Origin of the sequence: Pseudomonas sp. SLBN-26 (genome assembly GCF_006715895.1) — a bacterium.
Classification (GTDB): domain Bacteria; phylum Pseudomonadota; class Gammaproteobacteria; order Pseudomonadales; family Pseudomonadaceae; genus Metapseudomonas; species Metapseudomonas otitidis.
Genome location: NZ_VFOB01000001.1, coordinates 2,462,160 through 2,483,320, shown reverse-complemented (window position 1 = coordinate 2,483,320; position 21,161 = coordinate 2,462,160). Strand labels below are relative to the sequence as shown.

The 21,161-nt window shown below is 68.6% G+C and carries 23 protein-coding genes; 18 read left to right on the top strand and 5 right to left on the bottom strand.

What is annotated here, in order from left to right; translation table 11 throughout:
• Nucleotides 1-9: 9 nt before the first annotated feature.
• From nqrF to sthA, 4 genes are all read left to right on the top strand, one after another.
• The gene (gene nqrF, locus FBY21_RS11335; protein ID WP_107328900.1) at nucleotides 10-1,236 is read left to right on the top strand and encodes an NADH:ubiquinone reductase (Na(+)-transporting) subunit F; all 1,227 of its coding nucleotides are present in this window, start codon (nucleotides 10-12) and stop codon (nucleotides 1,234-1,236) included.
• Nucleotides 1,220-2,236, top strand: coding sequence for an FAD:protein FMN transferase (locus FBY21_RS11330; protein WP_142011087.1), 1,017 nt, complete (start codon nucleotides 1,220-1,222; stop codon nucleotides 2,234-2,236). Before nqrF ends, FBY21_RS11330 begins: the two co-directional genes overlap by 17 nt.
• Before the next feature lie 2 nt (nucleotides 2,237-2,238).
• Entirely contained in the window at nucleotides 2,239-2,466 is a 228-nt protein-coding gene (gene nqrM / locus FBY21_RS11325; protein WP_044404977.1) for a (Na+)-NQR maturation NqrM, read from the top strand.
• A 118-nt stretch (nucleotides 2,467-2,584) separates the two neighbouring features.
• Nucleotides 2,585-3,979 carry a Si-specific NAD(P)(+) transhydrogenase gene (gene sthA / locus FBY21_RS11320; protein ID WP_044404974.1) on the top strand — a complete coding sequence of 465 codons (1,395 nt, stop codon included), beginning with the start codon at nucleotides 2,585-2,587 and terminating at the stop codon, nucleotides 3,977-3,979.
• Between the two features lie 212 nt (nucleotides 3,980-4,191).
• Here the strand turns inward: sthA and FBY21_RS11315 are convergent, their stop codons facing one another.
• The 3 genes from FBY21_RS11315 to FBY21_RS11305 are packed head-to-tail and all read right to left on the bottom strand — an operon-like array spanning nucleotide 4,192 to nucleotide 5,787.
• The gene (locus tag FBY21_RS11315; protein ID WP_142011085.1) at nucleotides 4,192-4,911 is read right to left on the bottom strand and encodes a glycerophosphodiester phosphodiesterase; all 720 of its coding nucleotides are present in this window, start codon (nucleotides 4,909-4,911) and stop codon (nucleotides 4,192-4,194) included.
• The gene (locus FBY21_RS11310) at nucleotides 4,908-5,201 is read right to left on the bottom strand and encodes a hypothetical protein (protein WP_044404968.1); all 294 of its coding nucleotides are present in this window, start codon (nucleotides 5,199-5,201) and stop codon (nucleotides 4,908-4,910) included. The genes FBY21_RS11315 and FBY21_RS11310 overlap by 4 nt, the downstream gene beginning before the upstream one ends.
• A 4-nt stretch (nucleotides 5,202-5,205) precedes the next feature.
• Entirely contained in the window at nucleotides 5,206-5,787 is a 582-nt protein-coding gene (locus FBY21_RS11305) for a PilZ domain-containing protein (protein ID WP_142011083.1), read from the bottom strand.
• A gap of 95 nt (nucleotides 5,788-5,882) precedes the next feature.
• Between FBY21_RS11305 and FBY21_RS11300 the strand changes: the two genes are divergently transcribed.
• Genes FBY21_RS11300 through FBY21_RS11290 form a run of 3 tightly spaced genes read left to right on the top strand, consistent with a single transcriptional unit; the run spans nucleotide 5,883 to nucleotide 9,064 of the window.
• Nucleotides 5,883-7,133, top strand: a complete 1,251-nt coding sequence (locus FBY21_RS11300; protein ID WP_142011081.1) for a lipoprotein-releasing ABC transporter permease subunit — start codon at nucleotides 5,883-5,885, stop codon at nucleotides 7,131-7,133.
• 1 nt (nucleotide 7,134) lies between these two features.
• The gene (lolD, locus tag FBY21_RS11295; RefSeq protein ID WP_160481182.1) at nucleotides 7,135-7,818 is read left to right on the top strand and encodes a lipoprotein-releasing ABC transporter ATP-binding protein LolD; all 684 of its coding nucleotides are present in this window, start codon (nucleotides 7,135-7,137) and stop codon (nucleotides 7,816-7,818) included.
• Nucleotide 7,819: 1 nt separating this feature from the next.
• A complete protein-coding gene (locus tag FBY21_RS11290) occupies nucleotides 7,820-9,064 on the top strand; it encodes a lipoprotein-releasing ABC transporter permease subunit (protein WP_142011079.1) in 1,245 nt (414 codons plus the stop codon).
• 63 nt (nucleotides 9,065-9,127) lie between these two features.
• On the opposite strand, the gene FBY21_RS11285 is transcribed toward FBY21_RS11290, so the two are convergent.
• Nucleotides 9,128-9,658, bottom strand: a complete 531-nt coding sequence (locus tag FBY21_RS11285) for a DUF2062 domain-containing protein (protein WP_044404954.1) — start codon at nucleotides 9,656-9,658, stop codon at nucleotides 9,128-9,130.
• 147 nt (nucleotides 9,659-9,805) lie between these two features.
• On the opposite strand from FBY21_RS11285, the gene FBY21_RS11280 reads away from it, so the two are divergent.
• The 8 genes from FBY21_RS11280 (at nucleotide 9,806) to murB (ending at nucleotide 16,642) form a co-directional block, all read left to right on the top strand.
• Entirely contained in the window at nucleotides 9,806-12,028 is a 2,223-nt protein-coding gene (locus FBY21_RS11280; protein WP_142011077.1) for a DNA internalization-related competence protein ComEC/Rec2, read from the top strand.
• Nucleotides 12,029-12,100: 72 nt separating this feature from the next.
• On the top strand, nucleotides 12,101-12,736 hold the full coding sequence (locus tag FBY21_RS11275; RefSeq protein ID WP_044404948.1) for a MotA/TolQ/ExbB proton channel family protein: 636 nt from the start codon (nucleotides 12,101-12,103) through the stop codon (nucleotides 12,734-12,736).
• On the top strand, nucleotides 12,733-13,176 hold the full coding sequence (locus tag FBY21_RS11270; RefSeq protein ID WP_044404945.1) for an ExbD/TolR family protein: 444 nt from the start codon (nucleotides 12,733-12,735) through the stop codon (nucleotides 13,174-13,176). Before FBY21_RS11275 ends, FBY21_RS11270 begins: the two co-directional genes overlap by 4 nt.
• The gene (lpxK, locus tag FBY21_RS11265; RefSeq protein ID WP_142011075.1) at nucleotides 13,176-14,180 is read left to right on the top strand and encodes a tetraacyldisaccharide 4'-kinase; all 1,005 of its coding nucleotides are present in this window, start codon (nucleotides 13,176-13,178) and stop codon (nucleotides 14,178-14,180) included. The genes FBY21_RS11270 and lpxK overlap by 1 nt, the downstream gene beginning before the upstream one ends.
• Before the next feature lie 35 nt (nucleotides 14,181-14,215).
• Nucleotides 14,216-14,401 carry a Trm112 family protein gene (locus tag FBY21_RS11260; RefSeq protein ID WP_069561688.1) on the top strand — a complete coding sequence of 62 codons (186 nt, stop codon included), beginning with the start codon at nucleotides 14,216-14,218 and terminating at the stop codon, nucleotides 14,399-14,401.
• Complete coding sequence (gene kdsB, locus FBY21_RS11255; RefSeq protein ID WP_142011072.1) at nucleotides 14,401-15,165, top strand: 3-deoxy-manno-octulosonate cytidylyltransferase; 765 nt, start codon at nucleotides 14,401-14,403, stop codon at nucleotides 15,163-15,165. The genes FBY21_RS11260 and kdsB overlap by 1 nt, the downstream gene beginning before the upstream one ends.
• Nucleotides 15,165-15,626 carry a low molecular weight protein-tyrosine-phosphatase gene (locus FBY21_RS11250; protein WP_142011070.1) on the top strand — a complete coding sequence of 154 codons (462 nt, stop codon included), beginning with the start codon at nucleotides 15,165-15,167 and terminating at the stop codon, nucleotides 15,624-15,626. Before kdsB ends, FBY21_RS11250 begins: the two co-directional genes overlap by 1 nt.
• Nucleotides 15,623-16,642 carry a UDP-N-acetylmuramate dehydrogenase gene (gene murB / locus FBY21_RS11245; RefSeq protein ID WP_142011067.1) on the top strand — a complete coding sequence of 340 codons (1,020 nt, stop codon included), beginning with the start codon at nucleotides 15,623-15,625 and terminating at the stop codon, nucleotides 16,640-16,642. Before FBY21_RS11250 ends, murB begins: the two co-directional genes overlap by 4 nt.
• Nucleotides 16,643-16,723: 81 nt before the next feature.
• On the opposite strand, the gene FBY21_RS11240 is transcribed toward murB, so the two are convergent.
• Nucleotides 16,724-17,785 carry an SMP-30/gluconolactonase/LRE family protein gene (locus FBY21_RS11240; RefSeq protein WP_142011065.1) on the bottom strand — a complete coding sequence of 354 codons (1,062 nt, stop codon included), beginning with the start codon at nucleotides 17,783-17,785 and terminating at the stop codon, nucleotides 16,724-16,726.
• A gap of 301 nt (nucleotides 17,786-18,086) precedes the next feature.
• On the opposite strand from FBY21_RS11240, the gene FBY21_RS11235 reads away from it, so the two are divergent.
• From FBY21_RS11235 to FBY21_RS11225, 3 genes are read left to right on the top strand one after another with little or no spacing between them, the layout of a single operon-like run.
• A complete protein-coding gene (locus FBY21_RS11235) occupies nucleotides 18,087-19,778 on the top strand; it encodes a vWA domain-containing protein (protein WP_142011063.1) in 1,692 nt (563 codons plus the stop codon).
• Nucleotide 19,779: 1 nt separating this feature from the next.
• Nucleotides 19,780-20,370 carry an RNA polymerase sigma factor gene (locus FBY21_RS11230; protein ID WP_069564895.1) on the top strand — a complete coding sequence of 197 codons (591 nt, stop codon included), beginning with the start codon at nucleotides 19,780-19,782 and terminating at the stop codon, nucleotides 20,368-20,370.
• Nucleotides 20,367-21,107: a hypothetical protein gene (locus FBY21_RS11225; RefSeq protein WP_142011060.1), complete on the top strand. Its 741-nt coding sequence runs from the start codon at nucleotides 20,367-20,369 to the stop codon at nucleotides 21,105-21,107. Before FBY21_RS11230 ends, FBY21_RS11225 begins: the two co-directional genes overlap by 4 nt.
• The last annotated feature ends 54 nt before the right edge of the window (nucleotides 21,108-21,161 follow it).

Sequence of the window (21,161 nt, the reverse complement as noted above, 5' to 3'; positions counted from 1 at the left end):
GGAGACGACATGCCGAGTTTCGAAATCTTCCTCGCCATTGGCATGTTCACCGCCATCGTCCTCGGGCTGGTGGTGATCATCCTCGCCGCCCGCGCCAAGCTGGTGTCCAGCGGCGACGTGAACATCGTGATCAACCGCGAACGCACCATCACCGTCCCGGCCGGCGGCAAGCTGCTGCAGACCCTGGCAGCGCAGAACATCTTCCTCTCCTCGGCCTGCGGCGGCGGCGGTACCTGCGCCCAGTGCAAGTGTGTGGTGGAGAGCGGCGGTGGCGAGATGCTGCCCACCGAGGAGTCCCACTTCACCCGCCGTCAGGCGAAGGAAGGCTGGCGCCTGTCCTGCCAGACCCCGGTGAAGCAGGACATGCACATCGAGGTGCCCGAAGAGGTCTTCGGGGTGAAGAAGTGGGAATGCACGGTGGAGTCCAACCCCAACGTCGCCACCTTCATCAAGGAGCTGACCCTGCGCCTGCCGGAAGGGGAGAGCGTGGACTTCCGCGCCGGTGGCTACGTCCAGCTGGAATGCCCGCCCCACGAGGTGCACTACAAGGACTTCGACATCCAGCCCGAGTACCGGGCCGACTGGGACAAGTTCAACCTCTGGAAGTACGTTTCCAGGGTCGACGAGACCGTCATCCGCGCCTACTCCATGGCCAACTACCCGGATGAGAAGGGCATCGTGAAGTTCAACATCCGCGTGGCCTCGCCGCCGCCGGGCAAGGACGAGATCCCGCCGGGCAAGATGTCTTCCTGGGTGTTCAACCTCAAGCCGGGCGACAAGGTCACCGTGTACGGCCCCTTCGGCGAGTTCTTCGCCAAGGAGACCCAGGCCGAGATGGTCTTCATCGGTGGCGGCGCGGGCATGGCGCCCATGCGCTCGCACATCTTCGACCAGCTCAAGCGCCTGGGCTCCCAGCGCAAGATCAGCTTCTGGTACGGCGCGCGCTCCCTGCGTGAAGCCTTCTACACCGAGGAGTACGACCAGCTGGCCGCCGAGAACCCCAACTTCCAGTGGCACCTGGCGCTGTCCGATCCGCAGCCCGAGGACAACTGGACCGGCTACACCGGCTTCATCCACAACGTGCTGTTCGAGAACTACCTCAAGGACCACCCGGCCCCCGAGGACTGCGAGTTCTACATGTGCGGCCCGCCGATGATGAACGCCGCCGTGATCAAGATGCTGCTGGACCTGGGCGTCGAGCGCGAGAACATCCTGCTGGATGATTTCGGTGGTTAGACCCTTCGCCCTGCTGCTTTCGGCCAGCGTTCTCTTGGCCGGATGTGGCGACTCCCTGGAGCAGTTCGGCGGCCCGACCATGGGCAGCAGCTACTCGGTGAAGTACGTGCGCAACGCGTCCGGGCCCTCCGTGGAGCAGGCGCGGGGCGAAGTGGTGGGCATCCTCGCCGAGATCGACCGGCAGATGTCCACCTACCGCGCCGACTCCGACGTGGAGCGTTTCAACGCCTTGCCGGCGGGCAGCTGCATGGCCCTGCCGGCGCCCATGCTGGAGCTGGTGGCCTTTGGCGACAGCCTGTCCGCACAGAGCGACGGCGCCTTCGACATGACCCTGGAGCCGCTGCTCAACCTCTGGGGCTTCGGCCCGCAGTCGCGCGGGGACCAGGTGCCCAGCGCCGAGGCCATCGCCGCGGCCCGGGCCGATGTCGGCCACCAGCACCTCAAGCGCCAGGGCGACCAACTGTGCAAGGACGCTGCCGTTCAACTGGACTTCAACGCCATCGCCGCCGGCTATGCCGTGGATCGCGTCAGCGCGCGGCTGGGCGAGCTGGGCGTGACCAGTTCCCTGGTGGAGATCACCGGGGAGATGAAGGCCGTCGGCCACAAGCCCGACGGCAGCCCCTGGCGCGTGGCCATCGAGGCGCCGCGCGACGACCGCCAGGTGGCGCAGAAGATTGTTGCATTGCAGGACATGGGCATTTCCACCTCAGGCGACTATCGCAACTACTTCGAACGGGGTGGACAGCGGTATTCTCACACCCTCGATCCCACCAGCGGCGCACCCATCACCCATCACCTGGCAGCGGTCACGGTCATCGACCCGTCGGCCCTGCGTGCCGATGGACTGTCTACGCTGTTGATGGTGCTCGGTCCCGAGGCCGGCCTGGCGTTTGCCGACCGCCACGACATCGCGGCGTTCTTCGTCACCCGTGAAGGCACGGGCTTCGCCACCCGCGGCAGCCGCCGCTTCGAGCAACTGTTCCCCACGGAGGCGCACTGAACATGACCTGGCTACTGGTCTTCCTGATCATGCTGCTGGTGGTGCTGGGCATGGCCATCGGCGTGATCATGGGGCGCAAGCCCATCGCCGGTTCCTGCGGCGGCATCGCCAACCTGGGGATCGAGAAGGAATGCTCGATCTGTGGCGGCAATCGCGAAAAGTGCGAAGAGGTGAATCGCGCTGGCGATGTAGTGGACGCGGAACTCGCCTACGACGCGACCAAGCGCTAATGTGCAGCGCCATGCAGTGTGACTAAGCTGCGCGCCGAATTCGAATTGCCACGGCCGCTGGTGCCGTGGCCCTGCCGGGGGGCGCTGACGATCCCCGGTCCGTGTATGAGGAGTAAGCATGGCTGTCTACAACTACGACATCGTGGTGCTGGGTTCCGGCCCGGCGGGTGAGGGTGCGGCAATGAACGCCGCCAAGGCGGGCCGCAAGGTCGCCGTGGTGGACAGCCGCCGCGAAGTCGGCGGCAACTGCACCCACCTGGGCACCATCCCTTCCAAGGCCCTGCGTCACTCCGTCCGACAGATCATGCAGTTCAACACCAACCCGATGTTCCGCCAGATCGGCGAGCCGCGTTGGTTCTCCTTCCCCGACGTGCTCAAGAGCGCCGAGAAGGTCATCGCCAAGCAGGTGGCCTCGCGCACCGGCTACTACGCCCGCAACCGCATCGACACCTTCTTCGGCACCGGCAGCTTCCATGACGAGCAGACCATCGAAGTGGTGTGCCTGAACGGCGTGGTGGAGCGCCTGGTGGCCAAGCAGATCATCGTCGCCACCGGTTCGCGCCCCTACCGCCCGGCCGACGTCGACTTCACCCACCCGCGCATCTACGACAGCGACACCATCCTCAGCCTGACCCACACCCCGCGCCGGATCATCATCTACGGAGCCGGGGTGATCGGCAGCGAATACGCCTCCATCTTCAGTGGCCTGGGCGTACTGGTGGACCTGATCGACAACCGCGACCAGCTGCTCAGCTTCCTCGACGACGAGATCTCCGACGCCCTCAGCTACCACCTGCGCAACAACAACGTGCTCATCCGCCACAACGAGGAGTACGAGCGCATCGAAGGGGTGGACAACGGCGTGGTCCTGCACCTGAAGTCGGGCAAGAAGATCAAGGCCGACTGCCTGCTGTGGTGCAACGGCCGTACCGGCAACACCGACCGCCTGGGCCTGGAGAACATCGGCATCAAGGTCAACAGCCGTGGCCAGATCAGCGTCGACGAGCACTACCGCACCGAAGTCAGCAACGTCTACGCCGCCGGTGACGTGATCGGCTGGCCGAGCCTGGCCAGTGCCGCCGCCGACCAGGGCCGCTCCGCTGCCGGCAGCGCCGTGGAGAACGACAGCTGGCGCTTCGTCGACGACGTGCCCACCGGCATCTACACCATCCCCGAGATCAGCTCCATCGGTAAGAACGAGAAGGAGCTGACCCAGGCCAAGATCCCCTACGAAGTCGGCAAGGCCTTCTTCAAGGGCATGGCCCGCGCGCAGATCGCCGTTGAGCCCGTGGGCATGCTGAAGATCCTGTTCCACCGCGAGACCCTGGAAGTGCTCGGCGTGCACTGCTTCGGCTACCAGGCCTCGGAGATCGTCCACATCGGCCAGGCGATCATGAACCAGAAGGGTGAGGCGAATACCATCAAGTACTTCATCAACACCACCTTCAACTACCCGACCATGGCGGAAGCCTATCGGGTGGCGGCGTTCGACGGCCTCAACCGGCTTTTTTGAGCGGCACCGGCCGGGCGCCTGAACCGGCCGGGGAGGACCCTCTCGGGGATCCGGCCAACTGGCATTGGCCTAATCGCGAGAGCTTCTGATCAGGCAGCGCCCATGAAAAAACCGGCCCAGGTGGCCGGTTTTTTCGTTTCTGCCGTTCGCCGTAGGGTGGGCTTCAGCCCACCGCCTGCCCAGGCCTTACGTTCAGCACGGGGCCAGGGTATTCAACGCGGCAGCGTACTCACCGCCACGCCGGGGAAGTCGGTGATGATGCTGTCGACACCGAAGTCCGCCAGGCGGCGCATCAGGGCCGGCTCGTTCACCGTCCACACCGATACGTGCAGCCCCTGCTTCTGGGCGCGCAGCAGGCGCTCCGGGGTGCACAGGGTCCAGTTCAGCGCCAGCAGGTCGCAGCCGTGGTGGGCGGCGACCTTGAGCGGGTCGAGCCAGGCATATTCCGCCACCAGCCCACGGGAGAGTTTCGGCGTCAGCCGGTTCAGCGCGCGCAGCACCTCGCGGGAGCTGGAGGTGACCGTCACCTTGTCCATCAGCCCGTAGCGCTCGGCCAGTCCCTGGATCGCCAGCACGGTACGCGCGGCGCGCACGCGGGAGGCGCTCTTCACCTCCAGTTGCCAGTGCTCGAAGTCGCAGCGCTCGAACAGCTCGGACAGGCGCGGGATGGGGCAGGGGCTGACCCAGCCCGGGCCGCCCAGGCGCGCGTCGTACTTCACCAGCTCCTCGGCGTCATGCTCCACCACCTTGCCGCGGCGGCCGGTGGTGCGCTTGAGGGTCGGGTCGTGGATCACCATCAGCTCGCCGTCGCGGGACAGGTGCAGGTCCAGCTCGCAACGCTTGACGCCGTGGGACAGGCACTGCTGGAAGCTGGCCATGGTGTTTTCCGGGCATTCGCCCTTGGCGCCGCGATGGCCGTAGATCAGGGTCACTGGGAAACCTCGGGGTTGCGGGGTTGGTGGTGGCGGACGCTGTCGATCACGCGGCCGCTCTCGAAATAGACGGAGAACTCACGGTAGTCCCAGCGGGCGATCGGCGGCTTGCCGACCGCCGGGTGCTCCTCGTCCGGGAGGCCGAAACGTTCCAGCACGGCGCGCTGCGACTCACCGCGCGCAGGCAGCGGGCTGCCGCTGTCGCCTTGCTGGCCCAGCGGGATTTCCAGGGTGTCAGCGAGGACGGGGAGTGGCAGGGCGAGGCAGAGCAGGAGCAACAGACGCGACATGGATTCATCCTGAAGACGGGCGTTGGCGGGCCAGGCGACGGGCCTGGGCCTGTTTCTGCAGGATATGCCGGGCCAGCAACTGGCGCTGTGCGTCAGTCAGCGCTTCGAATTCGGTGCCCAGTTCGTACTGGCCGTCCTCGCGCGGCTTGCAGTGGATCACCACCGCACGCAACAGCAGGCCGAGCGCCTGGGGCATCAGCACCATCTTGATCGCCAGGTGGGTGCCCTGATCGAACGGCTGTGCCGTGACGAAGCCCACGCCGCCTTCGGACAGCGTCACCTGCCGGGGCGGGCCGATGTCGCGCATCAGGCTCTGGGCCACCGCCTGGCCCAGCAGGTCGATGCGCTTGTTGATCACCTTCAGGTAGCTGGCCAGGGTACGGTCGCGCTCGGCGATGTGGCGCAACAGGTGCTGGGACTCGAAGTCCATCAGGTGCAGGTCGCTGAGCAGGTTGAACAGCGGAGACGGGTCCTGGAGGGCTTCGCCAGCCTGCGCCTGGGCACTGGAAAGCGGCATGAATTCCAGTGCGATCGTATCTTCGATACGGTAGTATTCGCGGCGGTCATCTGCGTCTTGTATCGACATGGCGAACCCATGGCTGCAGGGGTGGTCAGAGTGTAAAGCTGCTCGCCGGGCCCCGCCACAAGGACGTTCCTTTCTTCGCAAGCGAACCTTTTTCTATGTTCAGACCGCTGCCCCTGTTCATCGGCGCCCGTTACACGCGCGCCAAGCGTCGCAGTTACTTCGTCTCGTTCATCTCCCTGACTTCCATGATCGGCCTCGCCCTCGGCGTGCTGGTGATGATCCTAGTGCTGTCCGTTATGAATGGCTTCGACCGGGAGATGCGTGAACGCGTGCTGGGCATGGTGCCCCACGCCACCATCGAATCCGCCGTGCCGATCAACGACTGGCAGGCCCTCGCCGAGCAGGTCCGGCAGCAGCCGGGCGTCGCCGCCGTGGCGCCCTATATCCAGATGCAGGGCCTGCTGACCAGCAATGGCCAGGTGCAGAAGGTGCTGGTGAATGCGGTGGACCCGGACCTCGAAGGCGCCGTGTCGATCATCGGCAACTTCATGCAGCAGGGCAGTATCCAGGACCTGCGCCCGGGCGAGTTCGGCATCGTCATCGGCGACCGTGCCGCCGCCAAGCTGGGCGTGAAGATGGGTGACAAGGTCACCATCGTGCTGCCCGAGGTCTCGGTGACGCCGGCCGGGGTCTTCCCGCGCATGAAGCGCTTCACCGTGGTCGGCCTGTTCGATGTCGGCGTCGGTGAACTGGATGGTTTCCTGGCGCTGACCAACCTGCAGGACACCGCCCGCCTGCACCGCTGGAAACCCGAACAGGTGCAGGGCCTGCGGCTCAAGCTGGATGACCTGTTCCAGGCACCGCAGATCGCCTGGCAAATTGCTGGGCAGCTCAAGGGCGAGGACTTCTACGCCCGCGACTGGACCCGCACCCACGGCAACCTCTACCAGGCCATCGGCATGGAGAAGACCATGATCGGCCTGTTGCTGCTGCTGATTGTCGCCGTGGCCGCTTTCAACATCATCTCCACCCTTGTGATGGTGGTGACCGACAAGAAGGGTGACATCGCCATCCTCCGTACCCTCGGCGCCACGCCGGGGCAGATCATGGGCATCTTCATGGTCCAGGGCACGGTGATCGGCGTGGTCGGCACCGCCATCGGCTGCGTGCTGGGCGTGCTCGCCGCCCTCAACATCAGCGCCGCCATCGACGGCCTGGAGCAGCTGATCGGCCACAAATTCCTCAGTGCCGAGGTGTACTTCATCGACTACCTGCCCTCCCAGCTCAAGCTGGAGGACGTGGTCCTGGTCTGCGGCGCTGCCCTGATCCTGAGTTTCTTCGCCACCCTTTACCCGGCCTGGCGTGCCTCCCGCACCCAGCCTGCTGAGGCGCTTCGTTATGAGTGACGTGAAAGACCGCGCGGTGCTGAGCTGCCGCAACATCGCCAAGAGCTACGAGGAAGGCCCGCAGTCCGTGCAGGTGCTCAGCGGCGTCGAACTGGAGCTGAACCCCGGCGAGCGCGTGGCCATCGTCGGCAGCTCCGGCTCCGGCAAGAGCACCCTGCTGAACATGCTCGGCGGCCTCGATGTACCGACCACCGGCAGCGTCTGGCTGGCCGGCGAAGAGCTCTCCGCCCTCAACGAGCGCGCCCGTGGCCTGCTGCGCAACCGCGCCCTCGGCTTCGTCTACCAGTTCCATCACCTGCTGCCGGAGTTCACCGCCCTGGAGAATGTCTGCATGCCGCTGCTGATCGGCCGCACGCCGATCGCCGAGGCCCGCCAGCGTGCCACCGCGCTGCTGGAGCGCGTCGGCCTAGGCCACCGCCTGACGCACAAGCCGGCGGAGCTCTCCGGTGGCGAGCGCCAGCGCGTCGCCATCGCCCGGGCCTTGGTCAACAACCCGGCGCTGGTGCTGCTCGACGAGCCCACCGGCAACCTCGACCAGCACACCGCCCAGGGCATCCAGGAACTGATGCTGGAGCTTAGCCAGTCGTCGCGCACCGCCTTCCTGGTGGTCACCCACGACCCGCAACTGGCCCGGCAGATGGACCGCGTGCTGCGCCTGGAAGACGGCCGGCTGGTGGCTGCCTGACATGTTCAGACCGCTCGCCGTCTTCGTCGGGGCGCGCTACGTGCGTGCCAAGCGACGCAACCACTTCATCTCCTTCATCTCCCTGACCTCAATGATCGGGCTGGCGCTGGGCGTGCTGGCGATGATCGTGGTGCTCTCGGTGATGAACGGGTTCCAGAAGGAAATGAGCTCGCGCATCCTCGGCATGGTGCCCCACGCCACCCTGTCCGGGCCCGAGCCGCTGGCCGACTGGCGCCAGGTGGCCGAGGCCGCCTCGCGCAACCGCAACGTCACCGGCGTGGCGCCGTTCGCCGAGCTGGAGGGCATGCTTTCCTTCAAGGGGTTGATGCAGCCGGTGCAGATCAACGGCATCGACCCGGCGGAAGAGCCCAAGGTCTCCATCATCGGCCAGCACATGGTGCAGGGCTCGCTGCAGGACCTGCGCCCCGGCGAGTCCGGCATCGTCATCGGCGAGATCACCGCGCGGCGCTTCCGCCTCTCGGTGGGTGACAAGCTGACCCTGATCGTCCCCGAGCTGAGCAGCGCCCCGGGCGGCATCACCCCGCGCATGCAGCGCTTCAACGTGGTGGGCGTGTTCAAGGTCGGCGCTGAGCTGGACAGCACCCTGGCGCTGATCAACGTCGCCGACGCCTCCGAAGTGCTGCGCCTGCCGGAAGGCACCGTGCAGCGGGTGCGCATCGCCCTCAAGGACCTGTACCAGGCGCCCCAGGTGTCCGCCGAGATCGCCCGGCAACTGGGCGCGGGCTACCGGGCCGACGACTGGACCCACACCCAGGGCAGCCTGTTCAGCGCGATGAAGATGGAGAAGACCATGATCGGCCTGCTGCTGATGCTGATCGTCGCCGTCGCCGCCTTCAACATCATCGCCACGCTGATCATGGTGGTCTCCGACAAGCGCGCCGACATCGCCATCCTCCGCACCCTGGGCGCCACGCCGCGGCAGATCATGGCCGTGTTCATGGTCCAGGGCAGCGTCATCGGCAGCGTCGGCACCCTGATCGGCACCCTGCTCGGCGTGGTCACGGCGCTCAACGTCAGCACCTGGATCGCCGCCCTGGAGCGCGCCACCGGCCTGCACATCTTCAGTTCCGACGTGTACTTCGTGGCCTACCTGCCGTCCGACCTGCAGGTGGGCGATGTGGTGATGGTCTGTGGTGCGGCCTTGCTGATGAGCTTCCTCGCCACCCTCTACCCGGCCTGGCGTGCCGCCCAGACCCACCCGGCCGAGGCCCTGCGCTACGAGTGATCCCCGCCCGGATGCCGCAGACGAAAAAACGCCGCAGTGATGCGGCGTTTTCGTTTCCCGGTGTCAGGCCCCCGTGCGCTCGCGGCGGCGACGTTGCCGCTTGCGCCAGCTGTGGGCGACCCACCAGCGCCAATAAAGCATGGTGAGCACGTAGCCCAGCGCCCCCACCAGCACACCGCAGACCAGCGAGCCCAGCAGGAAGGGTTGCCACAGGGTGGACAGCTCCTGGGTGATCCACTCCCAGGTGAGCGAGTCCGGCAGCGTGCGCGGCGCCACGCCCATCAGCCAGGCGCCCATCTTGTAGGTGCAATAGAACACCGGCGGCATGGTGATAGGGTTCGTCAGCCACACCAGCCCCACCGAGATGGGCATGTTGGCTCGCACCATCACCGCCAGGCCGGCGGCCAGCAGCATCTGCATCGGGATCGGCACGAACGCCGCGAACAGCCCCATGGCCATCGCCCGCGAGACGGAATGGCGATTGAGGTGCCAGAGGTTGGGATCGTGCAGCAGCGTGCCGAGGAAACGCAGGGACTTGTGTTCCCTGATCGTGTCCGGGTTGGGCATGTAGCGTTTGAAGAGGTGGCGCGGCATCGGCGGTCTCGGCGGGCGGAAGCGCCGGTCATTATGCATAGCGATTCATGACACCGCCGGGACAGTTTGTGTCGATAAATGAACGAACCCGAGACACCCGCTCAACCATGGGCCTCGGGTTCGCATCGTCTCCAGGGAGGGTAGGGGATGCGAGGTTTCTGGCTGGCCCTGGCCGGCGGGCTGCTGGCGCTGCGCTTCCTGCCGGCGCTGCCGCCCGGTTGGGTGCTGCTGGGGCTGGCGGGCATCGGCGCGGTGCTGCTGCCCTGGCGGGCGCGAGCGCTGGGCGTCGCCCTGATCGGCTTCGCCTGGGCCTGTCACTGTGCCCAGGTCGCCCTCGACGACCGGCTCGACCCGGCGCTGGACGGCACCACCCGCTGGCTGCAGGGGCAGGTGGTCGGCCTGCCGCAGCAGGACGGCGGCGTGGTGCGCTTCGAACTGGTGCCCGCCGTCATCGAAGGGCTGCGCCTGCCCGGGCGGATGCGGGTGTCATGGTACGGCGGGCCGGAGGTGCGCAGCGGCGAGACCTGGCGACTGGCAGTCACCCTTCGCCGTCCGCGCGGTCTGGTGAACCCCCACACCTTCGACTACGAGGCCTGGCTGCTGGCCCGGCATATTGGCGCCACCGGCACGGTGAAGGCGGGCGAACGGCTCATGGCGGCCGAAGGGCCCGGCGCCTGGCGTGATGACCTGCGCCAGGCCATCCAGCAGGCCGAGGCGCGGGGGCGCAACGGCACCATCGCCGCGCTGGTCCTGGGCGACGGCTCCGGCCTCAGCAGTCGCGACTGGCGGCACCTGCAGGACACCGGCACGGTCCACCTGATGGTCATCTCCGGGCAGCACATCTCCCTGCTGGCGCTGCTGCTCTACGGCGCTGTGGCCGCCCTGGCCCGGCTCGGGCTCTGGCCAACGCGCCTGCCCTGGCTGCCCTGTGCCTGCGCGCTGGCCCTGGCCGGTGCCCTTGGCTATGGGGCGCTGGCCGGGTTCGACGTACCGGTGCAGCGCGCCTGCCTGATGACCGCCCTGGTGCTGCTCTGGCGCCTGCGTTTCCGCCGGCTCGGGGTGGTCACGCCGCTGTTGGCGGTGCTCTGCACCGTGCTGCTGGTGGACCCGCTGGCCTCCCTGCAGGCGGGCTTCTGGCTCTCCTTCGCAGCCGTGGCGCTGCTGGTGCTGGTGTTCGCCGGGCGCCTGGGCAGCCCGCCGGCCTGGCGCAGTGCGTGGCGGGCACAGTGGACCCTGAGCCTGGCGCTGACTCCGGCGCTGATGGCCCTTGCCCTGCCCATCAGCCTCAGCGGCCCCCTGGCCAACCTGGTGGCGGTGCCCTGGGTCAGCTTCGTCTCGGTGCCGCTGTCCCTGGCCGGCACGGCCCTGCACGCCGTGCCCGGCCTGGGGGAAGGCCTGCTGTGGCTGGCGGGGCTTTCCCTGGAGGGGCTCTTCCTTCTATTAGGCTGGATCGCCGAGGCGATGCCGGCCTGGCAGGCGCCTGCACTGGCGGTCTGGAGCTGGGGCCTGGTGCTGCTGGGCTGCCTGCTGCTGATCCTGCCGCCGGCGCTGCCCTTTCGCCTGCCGGGGCTGCTGTTGCTGGTGCTGCTGGTTTGGCCACCCCTGCAGCGGCCCGCGCCCGGTACGGCGGATGTCCGCGTGCTGGACGTGGGGCAGGGCCTGGCGGTGCTGGTGCTCACCGAGCACCACGCCTTGCTGTATGACACCGGCCCGCGCCAGGGCGGCTTCGACCTGGGCGAGCGGGTGGTGGTGCCGGCCCTGCGCGGGCTGGGTGTACGGCATCTGGACGAACTGCTGCTGAGCCACGCCGACAACGATCATTCCGGCGGGGCCGAGGCGGTGGTGCGCGCCCTGTCCGTGGCGCGGGTGATCAGCGGCGAGGTGGAGCGCCTGCCGCCCGGCCTCAACGCCCAGCCCTGCGAAGCCCGCCAGTGGGAGTGGGATGGCGTGCACCTGCGCACCTGGCGCTGGCCCGAAGCCCGCGACAGCAATGATCGCTCCTGCGTGCTCACCCTCGAGGCCAACGGCGAGCGCCTGCACCTGACCGGCGATCTCGGCCAGGCCGCCGAAGCCGCCTGGGTGGAGAGCGGCGAGCCTCTCGCAGCGGACTGGCTGCTGGCGCCCCACCATGGCAGCCGCAGCTCCTCCTCGGCGCGCCTGCTGCAGGCGGTGCGGCCGCGCGGGGCGCTGATCTCCCGGGGCGCGCGCAACGCCTTCGGTCATCCCCATCCCCAGGTGCTGGCGCGTTACCGTGCGCTGCCGACGGCTCTTTACGACACCGCCGAGTCCGGCGCGCTGCTGATTCGCCTGGGCACCCACGGCGAGGTGTCGGGACTGCGGAGCCAGGCACGTTTCTGGCGGGAAAAATGAGAACAGCGACGGTCGGCGGGCCGGGTGCCCTGTGCTAGAGTTGCGCGACTTTTTTCGAGGGGATTTACCACCGTGTGGGAGCTGGTCAAAGCAGGCGGCTGGATGATGCTGCCGATCATTCTGAGTTCCGTGGTCGCCACCGCCATCATCGCCGAGCGTCTCTGGACGCTGCGCAAGAACCGTGTCGCACCGCCGCAACTGCTGGGTCAGGTCTGGCGCATGGTCAAGGACAAGCAGCTCAACAGCCAGAAGCTCAAGGAGCTGCGCGCCTCCTCGCCGCTGGGTGAGGTGCTCGCCGCAGGCCTGGCCAACTCCAAGCACGGTCGCGAGATCATGAAGGAGTGCATCGAGGAGGCCGCGTCCCGCGTCATCCACGAGCTGGAGCGCTACCTCAACACCCTCGGCACCATTGCCGCCATGGGCCCGCTGCTCGGTTTGCTGGGCACCGTGTTCGGCATGATCGAGATCTTCGGCGGCTTCATGGACAACGGCATGGCCAACGCCCCGGCCCTGGCCGGCGGCATCGGCAAGGCGCTGATCACCACCGCCGCCGGCCTGATGGTCGCCATCCCCGCCGTGTTCTTCCACCGCTTCCTGCTGCGTCGTGTTGACGAGCTGGTGGTGGCCATGGAACAGGACGCCATCAAGCTGGTGGAAGTGACCCAGGGCGACCGTGAAGTGGACTTCGCAGAGGAAGGCAAAGCGTGAAGTTCCGCCGTCGGGCGGGCAACGTGGCCCGCGAGGAAGTCTTCCTCAACCTGACCTCGTTCATCGACGTCATCTTCGTGCTGCTGCTGTTCTTCGTGGTCACCACCACCTTCAGCCGCCCCAGCGAGATGAAGATCGAACTGCCCGAGGCGGTCAGCGGCACGCCCACCGAGGCCACCACCGAGAAGACCCTGGAGCTGAGCATCAGCGCCGACGGGCAATACGCCCTCAACGGCCAGGTGCTGGTGAAGAACGACCTCACCACCCTGATGAACGCCCTGGGCAAGGAATCCGGTGGTGACAACAGCCTGCCGATGATCATCAGCGCCGACGCCAAGACCACTCACCAGTCGGTGATCACCGCCATGGATGCCGCCGGCAAGCTGGGCTTCAGCAAGCTGCGCATCACCACCGTCGAGGCCCAGCCGGAGAAGCCCTGATGGCCTTCTCCGACCGCCTGCTGGAGGCCTGGTACCGGGGCCATCCCGCACTGGGCCTGCTGCGCCCGCTCGAGGCCCTCTACCGCCGCATCGCTGCCCGCCGCCGCGCCGCCTTCCTGGCCGGCGAGGGCGAGATCTACCGCGCCCCGGTCCCGGTGATGGTGGTGGGCAACATCACCGTCGGCGGCACCGGCAAGACCCCGATGATCCTCTGGCTGATCGAGCACTGCCGGCAGCGCGGCCTGCGCGTCGGGGTGGTCAGCCGGGGCTACGGCGCCGAGCCGCCGCACCTGCCCTGGCGGGTCGAGGCCGACCAGAGCGCCGCCGTCGCCGGTGACGAACCCCTGCTGATCGTCCAGCGCAGCGGCGTGCCGCTGGTGATCGACCCCGACCGTTCCCGCGCCGTCCGCGCGCTGCTGGAGGAGGGGCCCTTCGACCTCATCCTCAGCGACGACGGCCTGCAGCATTACCGCCTGGCGCGGGACATCGAACTGGTGCTGATCGACGCCGCCCGTGGCCTCGGCAATCGCCGCTGCCTGCCGGCCGGCCCCCTGCGCGAGCCCGCCGAGCGCCTGGCCAGCGTCGATGCCGTGCTCTACAACGGCGCGGACGAAGGCCCTGACGGCGCCCACGGCTTCCGCCTGCGCCCCTCGGCGCTGCTCAACCTGCGCAGCGGCGAGCGCGTCGGGCTCGAACATTTCCCCCCCGGCCAGGCCCTGCACGCGGTGGCCGGCATCGGCAACCCGCAGCGTTTCTTCACCACGCTCGAGGCGCTAAACTGGCGCCCGATTCCGCATGCCTTCGCCGATCACGCCCGCTTCGGGCCCGCCGAGCTGCAGTTCAGCCCGCCGCTGCCCCTGGTGATGACGGAGAAGGATGCGGTCAAGTGCCGGGCCTTCGCCGGCGCCGACTGGTGGTACCTGGCGGTGGACGCCGCACCATCCGCCGGCTTCGTCCGCTGGCTCGATGCGCGCCTCGCCGCACTGGCGCCGGCCCGCCCCTGAAACCCGCCCCCGAGGCGGTCACCAAGGATTCCCCCATGGACCCGAAACTGCTCGACATCCTCGCCTGCCCGCTGTGCAAGGGCCCGCTCAAGCTCGCCGACGACAAGAGCGAGCTGATCTGCAAGAACGACGCCCTGGCCTTCCCCGTGCGTGAAGGCATCCCGGTGATGCTCGAAGGCGAAGCCCGCACCCTCAACGTCGACGAACGGCTGGACAAGTGATGGGCCAGGCCTTCACCGTCGTCATCCCCGCCCGCTACGCCTCCACCCGCCTGCCCGGCAAGCCCCTGCAGGACATCGGCGGCAAGCCGATGATCCAGCACGTCTGGGAGCAGGCCCGCCGCAGCGCCGCCGAGCGCGTGGTGGTGGCCACCGATGATGCGCGCATCGTCGAGGCCTGCCAGGGCTTCGGCGCCGAGGTGGTGCTGACCCGCGTCGACCACAACTCCGGCACCGACCGCCTGGCCGAAGTGGCCATCCAGCTGGGCCTGGCCGGCGACGCCATCGTGGTCAACGTCCAGGGCGACGAGCCGCTGATCCCCCCGGCGATCATCGACCAGGTGGCCGCCAACCTGGCCGCCCACCCGGAAGCCGGCATCGCCACCCTGGCCGAGCCCATCGGCGAGGTGCAGGCCCTGTTCAACCCCAACGTGGTGAAGGTGGTGACCGACCTCAACGGCCTGGCCCTGACCTTCAGCCGCGCACCGTTGCCCTGGGCGCGGGACGCCTTCGCCCGGGACCGCGACAGCCTGCCGGCCGGCGTGCCCTACCGCCGCCACATCGGCATCTACGCCTACCGCGCCGGCTTCCTGCACGACTTCGTCGCCTGGGGCCCGTGCTGGCTGGAAGACACCGAGTGCCTGGAGCAGCTGCGTGCCCTCTGGCACGGCGTGCGCATCCACGTCGCCGATGCCCTGGAAGCCCCGGCTGCCGGGGTCGACACCGCCGAAGACCTGGAGCGGGTCCGCCGCCTGCTGGGGGCCTGATGCGCGTTCTCTTCGTCTGCCTCGGCAACATCTGCCGCTCGCCCACCGCCGAAGGCGTCCTGCGCGGCAAGCTGGAACAGGCCGGCCTGGCTGAGCGGGTGGAAGTGGATTCCGCCGGCACCGCCGGCTGGCACATCGGCAAGGCGCCGGACCCGCGCACCTGCCAGGCCGCCGCCAAGCGCGGCTACGACCTTTCCGCCCTGCGTGCGCGGCAGGTCAGTGCCGAGGACTTCCAGCGCTTCGATCTGGTCCTGGCCATGGACCACTCCAACCTGCGCGACCTCAAGGCCCTGCACGCCGGCCGGGGCAACGCCCCGGACCTGTTCCTGCGCCGCTACGGCCTGGCCATCGAGGAAGTGCCCGATCCCTACTACGGCGGGGAAGACGGCTTCGAGACCGTGCTCGACCTGGTGGAGCAGGCCTGCGACGGCCTGATCGCCGAGATCCGGGAGCGCCTGTGAGCCTGCAGCTGCACGACAACCAGCCCCTCAAGCCCTACAACACCTTCGGCGTATCGGTGCAGGCGCGCCTGTTCGCCGAGGCCCGCAACGACGACGAGGTGCGCGAAGCGCTGGCTCTGGCCGCCGAGCGCGGCCTGCCGCTGCAGGTGATCGGCGGCGGCAGCAACCTGCTGCTGACCCGTGACCTCGACGCCCTGGTGCTGCGCATGGCCAGCCGCGGCATCCGCGTGCTGGCCGAGGCCGACGGACGCGTCATCGTCGAAGCCGAAGCCGGCGAACCCTGGCACCCCTTCGTGCTCTGGACCCTCGACCAGGGCCTGGCCGGGCTGGAGAACCTCAGCCTGATCCCGGGCACGGTCGGCGCCGCGCCGATGCAGAACATCGGTGCCTACGGGGTGGAGATCAAGGACGTCTTCGTCGGCCTCACCGCCCTGGATCGCCAGAGCGGCGAGCTGCGCGAGTTCGGCCTCGACGACTGCGCTTTCGGCTACCGCGAGAGCCGCTTCAAGCGCGAGGCCGGCCGCTGGGTGATCCTGCGCGTGCGCTTCGCCCTGGGCCGCGCTGCTGCCTTGCATCTGGACTACGGCCCGGTGCGCCAGCGCCTGGAGGCCGAAGGCATCAGCGCGCCGACCCCGCGTGACGTCAGCCGCGCCATCTGCGCCATCCGCAGCGAGAAGCTGCCGGACCCGGCCCAGCTCGGCAACGCCGGCAGCTTCTTCAAGAACCCCGTGGTGCCGGCCGCCCAGGCCGAAGCGCTGCGCCAGCAGTACCCCGACCTGGTGGCCTATCCCCAGGGTGAAGGCCTGGCGAAGCTCGCCGCCGGCTGGCTGATCGACAAGGCCGGTTGGAAGGGCTTTCGCGAAGGGGATGCGGGCGTCCATCGCCTGCAGGCGCTGGTGCTGGTGAACCACGGCCAGGCCACCGGTGGGGAGATCCACGCCCTGGCCGGGCGCATCCAGGCGGACATCGCCGCCCGGTTCGGGGTCGAACTGGAGATGGAACCCAACCTGCTCTGACCCCTGGCAGGCTGCGGGAATACCGACGGCGTTGAAAACGCCCGTCCGAAGGGCTCTCCCAGGCGGGAGAGCCCTTTTGCCTCAATGCAGCTTCAGCTTGCCGATGCGGTCGTTGTCCAGGCTGCCGAAGTACAGCGTGTCGCCCACCGGCTTCACCGACGTGATCATGCGCAGGTGCGTGCCGCTGGTGTCGTGCAGGCTGCGGATGATCTGCCCGTTCTCGTCCAGCGCGATCACCAGCCCGTAGGGCACCGCCTTCGGCCACAGCGCGCGGGGCAGCTTGGCGATCTGTGCCTTCAGCCAGGGCTGGGTGTGGAGGAAGTCCGCATCGGCCTTGCGTGGGGAGGGCAGGGCCACCCAGAAGGTGCCCTTGCGGTCGCCCTGCAGGTTGTCCGGCAGGCCCGGCAGGTTGTCGATGAACACGTCATGGGTCCCGGCCTTCTCGCCGCTCAGCCAGTAGCGGGTGATGCGGTAGCGGTAGGTTTCGTTCACCAGCACGAAGTCTTCCTTGGCCGACAGCGCCACGCCGTTGGCGAAGTACAGGTCCTTGAGCAGCACCTCCACCTTGCCGGTGGCCGGGTCGTAGCGCATCAGGCGGCCATGGGGGCGGGCCTCCAGCAGGTCCAGCAGGTAGTCCGGCTGCTGGAACTTGTCCGAGGCGTCGGTGAAATAGATACGGCCGTCGCTGGCGATGTCCAGGTCGTCGGTGAAGCGGAACGGGCCGCCTTCGGCCTCGGTGGCCAGCACCTTGATGGTGCCTTTCGGGTCGATGCTCAGCAGCCCCTTGTAGGCGTCGCCGACGATCAGGTTGCCCTGGGCGTCGAAGTCCATGCCCAGCGGGCGGCCGCCGGTCTCGGCGAAGGTTTCCAGGCGCCCGTCGGTGTCGATGCGCACCACGCGGCCGTCATGCAGGCCGGCGTAGACGCGGCCCTGGGCATCCACGGCGGTGTCTTCCGGCCCGTGCACCTGCCCCTTGGCCAGCAGCTCGGCCTTCATCAGCGTGTCGTTGGGTTCCAGCACCCCGGTCATGCTCGGCGCCGGCGGCGCATCCCAGGCCAGCGGGTCGATGGGGGAGGGGGTGAAGGCAAGGTAGAGGGTGAGCGCGAGGATCAACAGGGCCAGCAGGCCCAGCAACTTCTTCATGTCCGAATTCCCTGGCGGTGGCCCACGGGGCCTGGTTGTTGTCGGAGGCGGCTCTTTCGTGGCGTGCCGGCCGCCCCGGGGGATCGGCGCGAGGCCGAAGGTCCGAGGCGGGATGCTACTGCGTCGCGGTTAGGGTGGGGAGGTTTTTTACGGACGCCCCTCAAGCGGCGGCCGTTTTTCCGCCGCCAGGGGGGGCGCATTCTCGAACCGCAAAAAAACTTCACACCCCTTAACCCGTTCGCCGAACCCCCTCCGTCTACTGGTGCACAAGGACATTCCGGTCCCCCCAGGAGAACCCGCCATGCACCCGCTCCAAGCCCTGACCCGTCGCCCCCTCGCCGCCGGTTTCGCCACCACCGTGCTGCTCGCCCTGGCCGCCTGCTCCCAGCATGGCGGGGAGACCCGCGGCGCCGCCAACGAGTCGCAGAAAGACAGCCTGGCCGCCAAGCCTGCCGCCATAGAGCCCAACGCCAGCTACGCGGTGATGGAGCGCAAGATGATGGCACCGGTACCGGTGGCCCCCGCGCCGCTGACCGACAGCCTCCCCGGCTACCAGGACAGCTACCGCGAGCAGTACGCCAAGGTGGAAGAGAGCAGCGTCCACGCCGTGGCCGCCGAGCCGGTCTCCACCTTCAGCATCGACGTCGACACCGGCGCTTACGCCAACGTGCGCCGCTTCCTCAACGGCGGGAGCCTGCCGCCCAAGGACGCGGTGCGCCTCGAAGAGATGGTCAACTACTTCCCCTACAACTACCCGCTGCCCAAGGGCAACGTGCCGTTCGGCATCGACACCGAACTGGCCCGCTCGCCGTGGAACCCCGAGGCGCGCTTGCTGCGCATCGCCATCAAGGCCTCCGACACCCAGGTCGCACGCATTCCCCCGGCCAACCTGGTGTTCCTGGTGGACGTCTCCGGCTCCATGGACCGTCGCGAAGGCCTGCCCATGGTGCAGGGCACCCTGAAGCTGCTGGTGGACCAGCTGCGCCCCGAGGACCGCGTGTCCCTCGTCACCTACGCCGGCGAAGCCCGCGTGGTGCTGGAGTCCACCCCGGGCAACGAGAAGGAGAAGATCCGCGCCGCCATCGACCAGCTGGCCGCCGGGGGCTCCACCGCCGGCGAGTCCGGCATCCAGCTGGCCTATGCCCAGGCGCGCAAGGGCCTGATCAAGGACGGCATCAACCGCATCCTCCTGGCCACCGACGGTGACTTCAACGTCGGCATCAGCGACTTCGACAGCCTCAAGGCCCTGGCCGAGGAGAAGCGCCGCACCGGCATCTCCCTCACCACCCTCGGCTTTGGTGTGGACAACTACAACGAACACCTGATGGAACAGCTGGCCGATGCCGGCGACGGCAACTACGCCTACATCGACAGCCTGCGCGAAGCCCGCAAGGTGCTGGTGGACCAGCTCAGCTCCACCCTCCAGGTGGTGGCCAAGGACGTGAAGCTGCAGGTGGAATTCAACCCCGCCCAGGTCAGCGAATACCGCCTGCTGGGCTACGAGAACCGTTCCCTCAAGCGCGAAGACTTCAGCAACGACAAGGTCGATGCCGGCGAGATCGGCGCGGGCCACACCGTCACCGCGCTGTACGAGATCGTCCCGGCCGGCGGCAAGGGCTGGCTGGAGCCGCTGCGTTACCAGCCGGCCGCACCAGCGGCCGGCAAGGCCGGTGAGCTGGCCTGGCTGCGCATTCGCTACAAGGCGCCGGGTGCCGACACCAGCCGCCTGCTGGAGCAACCCATCGCCGCCGTCGACGCCCGTCCCATCGCCCAGGCCAGCGACGACCTGCGCTTCGCCGCCTCGGTCGCCGCCTTCGCCCAGCAGCTCAAGGGCGCCCGCTACACCGGCCAGTTCGGCTACGCCGACACCCTGGCCCTGGCACGTGGCGCGCGCGGCGATGACCCCTACGGCCTGCGCAACGAGTTCGTGCAACTGGTGGAACTCGCGCAAAGCCTGCAAAATCCGGCCTCCAACCCGGTACGGACCGAGTGACTTGAGCGACACCATCACGGATGACGACGCCGCCCTGCTGCGGCGTTACCGACGCGGCGATGCCGAGGCCTTCGGCGTGCTCTACGCACGCCATCGCCTCGGCCTCTACCGTTTTCTCTGCGGCCTGTGCGGCGACAGCTCGCTGGCCGAAGAGATCTTCCAGGAGACCTGGCTCAGCCTGGTGCGCAGCGCCAGCGAGCAGCGCGAGGCCGTGGCTTTCCGCACCTGGCTCTACCAGATCGCCCGCAACCGCCTGATCGACCATTGGCGCAAGCACGGACGGCTGCAGGGCAAGGTGGAGGCCTTCGACGAGCAGGCCCATGCCGACCTGCTGCCGAGCGAGGAGGCCGACGACCCCGAGGCCCAGCTGAGCCTCAGCCGCGACCGCCAGCGCCTGCAGGCCGCCCTGGACGAACTGCCCGGCGAGCAGCGAGAAGTCTTCCTGCTGCGCGCCCATGGCGACCTCGAGCTGCACGAGATCGCCGAGATGACCCGCACACCCGCCGAGACGGTGAAGAGTCGCCTGCGCTATGCCCTGCAGAAGCTGCGCCGGCTGCTGGCCGACCCCGCCGCCGAGGAGAGAACCGCATGAACCAGGACCCACGCAGAGAGGACGAGCTGGAGCGGCAATTGCTCGCCCACTTCCGTGCCCACGGCGAGGGCGAGCCCTCCGCCGAGCTGGATGCACGCATCCTCGCCGCCGCCCGCGAGGCCGTCCGCCCGCCGGTGCCGAGCCTGGGCCAGCGCCTGCATGCCTGGCTGTTCGGCCCCGGTGGCCGCCAGCGCTGGTCGGTGGCCTTCGCCGGCCTGGCCTGCCTGGGCGTGGGCGTCAGCCTGACCTTCCAGAACCTCGACCGGCAGCCGCCGGAGTACGCCGTCGCCCCCGCACCGGCCATGGCCCCAGCCGCCCCGGCGCCCCTGGCCCGCAGCGCGCCCGCCCCGGATGCGGGCTACAGCGCCGAGCCCGCTGCGCCGCCGATGCAGGCCTTTTCCGCGCCCGCACCGGCAGCGGAGATGAAGAAGGCCGCCCCCCAGTTCGAGTCCGCCCCGGTGGCCGCGCTGGCCGACAGCGCCACTGCCGATGCGCGGATCGCCGAGCAGGCCCGCCTGGCCGCCGACGAGGCCTTCCCGCCCGCCGCCAAGCTGGCCAAGCCCGTAGCTGCGCCCCTCGAACCGGCCCTGCAGCAGGGCCTGCGCGAGGTGCTGGAGCTGCGACGCCAAGGCCAGGCCAAGGCCGCCGACGAGCGCCTGGAGGCTCTGCGCAAGGCCTACCCCCGGCAGGACCTGGACGCCCTGCTGAAGGCCCTGGAGCCTTCCCCGGCGCCCTGATGGTCGCGACTTGCCGCCTGTGTCACGCCAGGGTGACGGTCGATCCGTCACCCT

What these genes read in the sequence shown, in the direction of transcription:
- nqrF (WP_107328900.1), top strand. Translation starts at nt 10, where the DNA reads ATGCCGAGTTTCGAAATCTTCCTCGCCATTGGCATGTTCACCGCCATC.
- FBY21_RS11330 (WP_142011087.1), top strand. Translation starts at nt 1,220, where the DNA reads ATGATTTCGGTGGTTAGACCCTTCGCCCTGCTGCTTTCGGCCAGCGTT.
- nqrM (WP_044404977.1), top strand. Translation starts at nt 2,239, where the DNA reads ATGACCTGGCTACTGGTCTTCCTGATCATGCTGCTGGTGGTGCTGGGC.
- sthA (WP_044404974.1), top strand. Translation starts at nt 2,585, where the DNA reads ATGGCTGTCTACAACTACGACATCGTGGTGCTGGGTTCCGGCCCGGCG.
- FBY21_RS11310 (WP_044404968.1), bottom strand. Translation starts at nt 5,201, where the DNA reads ATGTCGCGTCTGTTGCTCCTGCTCTGCCTCGCCCTGCCACTCCCCGTC.
- FBY21_RS11305 (WP_142011083.1), bottom strand. Translation starts at nt 5,787, where the DNA reads ATGTCGATACAAGACGCAGATGACCGCCGCGAATACTACCGTATCGAA.
- FBY21_RS11300 (WP_142011081.1), top strand. Translation starts at nt 5,883, where the DNA reads ATGTTCAGACCGCTGCCCCTGTTCATCGGCGCCCGTTACACGCGCGCC.
- FBY21_RS11290 (WP_142011079.1), top strand. Translation starts at nt 7,820, where the DNA reads ATGTTCAGACCGCTCGCCGTCTTCGTCGGGGCGCGCTACGTGCGTGCC.
- FBY21_RS11285 (WP_044404954.1), bottom strand. Translation starts at nt 9,658, where the DNA reads ATGCCGCGCCACCTCTTCAAACGCTACATGCCCAACCCGGACACGATC.
- FBY21_RS11280 (WP_142011077.1), top strand. Translation starts at nt 9,806, where the DNA reads ATGCGAGGTTTCTGGCTGGCCCTGGCCGGCGGGCTGCTGGCGCTGCGC.
- lpxK (WP_142011075.1), top strand. Translation starts at nt 13,176, where the DNA reads ATGGCCTTCTCCGACCGCCTGCTGGAGGCCTGGTACCGGGGCCATCCC.
- FBY21_RS11260 (WP_069561688.1), top strand. Translation starts at nt 14,216, where the DNA reads ATGGACCCGAAACTGCTCGACATCCTCGCCTGCCCGCTGTGCAAGGGC.
- kdsB (WP_142011072.1), top strand. Translation starts at nt 14,401, where the DNA reads ATGGGCCAGGCCTTCACCGTCGTCATCCCCGCCCGCTACGCCTCCACC.
- FBY21_RS11250 (WP_142011070.1), top strand. Translation starts at nt 15,165, where the DNA reads ATGCGCGTTCTCTTCGTCTGCCTCGGCAACATCTGCCGCTCGCCCACC.
- FBY21_RS11240 (WP_142011065.1), bottom strand. Translation starts at nt 17,785, where the DNA reads ATGAAGAAGTTGCTGGGCCTGCTGGCCCTGTTGATCCTCGCGCTCACC.
- FBY21_RS11235 (WP_142011063.1), top strand. Translation starts at nt 18,087, where the DNA reads ATGCACCCGCTCCAAGCCCTGACCCGTCGCCCCCTCGCCGCCGGTTTC.
- FBY21_RS11225 (WP_142011060.1), top strand. Translation starts at nt 20,367, where the DNA reads ATGAACCAGGACCCACGCAGAGAGGACGAGCTGGAGCGGCAATTGCTC.